The following is a 2588-nucleotide window of genomic DNA, read 5'->3' on the forward strand; positions in this document are numbered from 1 at the left end:
TGTTTGCTCACCACCCAGTAGCCGCCGTCGTGGATGCCGCCGGAATCCTCGTCGGACTGGGCGTTCCACCACACCGGCGCGGTGCGGCGCAGCAGCGCGAACTCCTCGACCGGCCTGCGCCTGCCCCACAGTTCGGGGTCGGTGAAGTCCCAGCCGTCGGGCAACAGCGGCCTGCTCGTGCTCGTCTCGCTCACTTCGATCTCCTGGAATGCGTCGCTATGCTCGGGTGGGCGAAGCCGCCGAGCAGGGGCAGGTCGCGATAGGTGCGCACGCCCGGTTCCGCCGCGACCACCGCGGGCACCGAGTTGACGCAGTGCAGGGCGGTGGCCACGATGCCGGGATGGCGGGTGAGCGCGGCGGCCGCGGATTCGGCGTGCATGCCGGTGATCACCGCGTGCGCGCCCGGGTCGCCGACTATGCGGATGTCGTAACGCTCCCCGGCCGGGCCGAACTGCCAGGGCGGGTCGAGGTCCTGCTCGCCCATCAGCCAGTTCACCCCGACGGTCACCACCGGCTCGCCGTCGACCGTGCCCTGCCACCGAATGCGTTGCGCGGCAACATGTCCCGACAGGATCGGGCCGATGGGCGAGTCGATGGGCGCGGTGGCGACGGCGACCTCGTGCACGGTGCGCAATTCGTCGTCGAGGTCGATGCCGAGCATCTGCGCGACCAGCCGCACCGACTGCCCGTAACCGCCGGCCAGCATGCCCGCCATGAAGCCCCCGGTGGCCTCCTCCGGGCCGGCGCCGAAACGCATCCAGTCGCGCACCACGTCCGGGGCCGCGTAGGTGCGGATGTCGGAGTACTCCTCGGCGTGCACCTCGGTGATCGAGCCGGAGAAGGCCGACAGCACGATCGGCAGCTTGTCGGTCATGCCGCCGGGGTGGATGCCGGTGCCGTGCAGGCTGACCCCGGCTTCCCGGCAGACCGCGTCGAACTTCACCCGCTGCCCGGCGGACGGGTGGAACCAGCCCAGCGGGGTGACGATGTTCTTGCCGGAAGCGAGGATGGCGCGCATGACCGCGGTGTCGGCTCGCAGCGGGCTGTAGATCACACAGTCGGCGTCCAGCGCGAGCAGCGCCTCGGCATCGGTGGTGGCGCGCACCCCGGTGTCCGGGCGGCCGACCAGCGCGCCCGCGTCCACTCCGTTCTTGTCCTCGCTGTGCACCCAGACGCCTGCCAACTCCAGTCGAGGATGATCGAGCACACCCTCGACAGCCGCCCGGCCGACGCCTCCGGTGGCCCACTGGATCACGCGAATCCTGCTGTCGGTCATCGGGATCGGTCTCCTTCCCGCCGCTCACACCACGGTGAGCGGCAGCGGCTTCCCGCGATCGGCGAAGACCCAGTCCGCGCCGGTGCTGAACCGGGTGACGGCCACCTCGGAGGCCTCCCGAAAGGGCTCGTCGGCCAGAGCGAATTCGACGGTGAGACCATCGGCCGCCTGCTCGGCCGTGGCGACGTAGCACGGGTTCACACCGCGCGCGAGCGCGTTCAGCGGGGCGAGGGCGTCCGGGGCGAGGGTGGCCAGCCACGTGCCGTCGGTCCGCGCCCCGCTCTCGGCGGGAATGTGCAGGCGCACGCGCTCGCCGTCGCGGGCGATGTCGATGCCGGTGTAGGCGAGCGGGTTCAGCGCGGGGTGCACCGCGAGCACCGCCGCCAGTCCCGCCGCGTCGTCACCGACGCCCAGACAGCGACGCAGCCGTTCGGCGGTCAGCCCGGCGATCCCGGTGAACTGTTTGCGCACGATGTCGACGGTCTCGTCCGCGCCGGTCCTGGCGCGCACCGCGACACGGAAGCCGAGGGTGAGCAGGTGTTGTTGCAGGCACACCTCACCGGCGATGCGGGTCAGCGCCGAGTGCGAGAAGTCGGCGAAGCGCAGATCGCTGAGCAACGGGCCCGAGTAGTCGGCCCGGCCGTCCTCGGCCGGGTCGATCGGGTCGAGAACCGTTCGCGCGGCCGCCGAATCCGCCAGCAGCCCGGAATTCGGCGGCGTGGGCGGCGGTTCGTGCGCGGGATCGATGGTGACCGTCCACGCGCAGACCGGTTTCCGGTCGGCGGGCACCCGCGGCGGGCGGTGGATCGGGCGGACCCTGGCGTGCGGATTGGTGGCCAGCGCGGTGGCGTCGAAGGTGGGGTCCTCGATGTCGTGGCACATGGCCACCACGAATTCCTCGCCCATCGGCTCCACGTCGGCCAGCGCGCCGCAGTGATCGAGCCAGAACTCGCCGTGGTCGTGATCGTGCACCCGGTAGCGGAAGTCCATGAACTGCGGTGGGGCGCCGATCTCGAGCTGCATGCCCTTGAAGATGGTCTCCACACTGTCGCCGGTGAACTTCAGAGCCTGCTGCATGCGCCGGGTGTAGACCGGGCTGGCGGTCTGCCACTCCTCGATCGCCACGCCCGCCATGCCCTCCCGGCCGAAGGCGGCGATGGTGTAGGCCATGCCGCACCGGTCGATGAGGTGCCCGCACAGCAGCAGTTCCGGCACCAGCGCGGCCAGAGTCTCGGGCGGCAGCGCGCGCATGGCCTTCACCCGTCACCTCCGGCGGCGGGGCCGGGGGGCGCGGGGCGCGCGGCCGCCGAAT

The 2588-nt window shown here is 71.6% G+C and carries 2 protein-coding genes and 1 pseudogene; all 3 read right to left on the bottom strand.

What is annotated here, in order from left to right; translation table 11 throughout:
* Positions 1-194 (bottom strand): annotated as a pseudogene (locus QH283_RS02775) (steroid C27-monooxygenase); the annotation flags it as partial.
* Positions 191-1276, bottom strand: coding sequence for an NAD(P)H-dependent amine dehydrogenase family protein (locus QH283_RS02780; RefSeq protein ID WP_280501446.1), 1086 nt, complete (start codon positions 1274-1276; stop codon positions 191-193). The gene QH283_RS02780 and the pseudogene QH283_RS02775, both read right to left, overlap by 4 nt.
* 24 nt (positions 1277-1300) lie before the next feature.
* Positions 1301-2527, bottom strand: coding sequence for a hypothetical protein (locus QH283_RS02785; protein ID WP_280501447.1), 1227 nt, complete (start codon positions 2525-2527; stop codon positions 1301-1303).
* Between the last annotated feature and the right edge of the window lie 61 nt (positions 2528-2588).

Origin of the sequence: Nocardia farcinica, assembly GCF_029867845.1 — a bacterium.
Lineage (GTDB): Bacteria > Actinomycetota > Actinomycetes > Mycobacteriales > Mycobacteriaceae > Nocardia > Nocardia farcinica_A.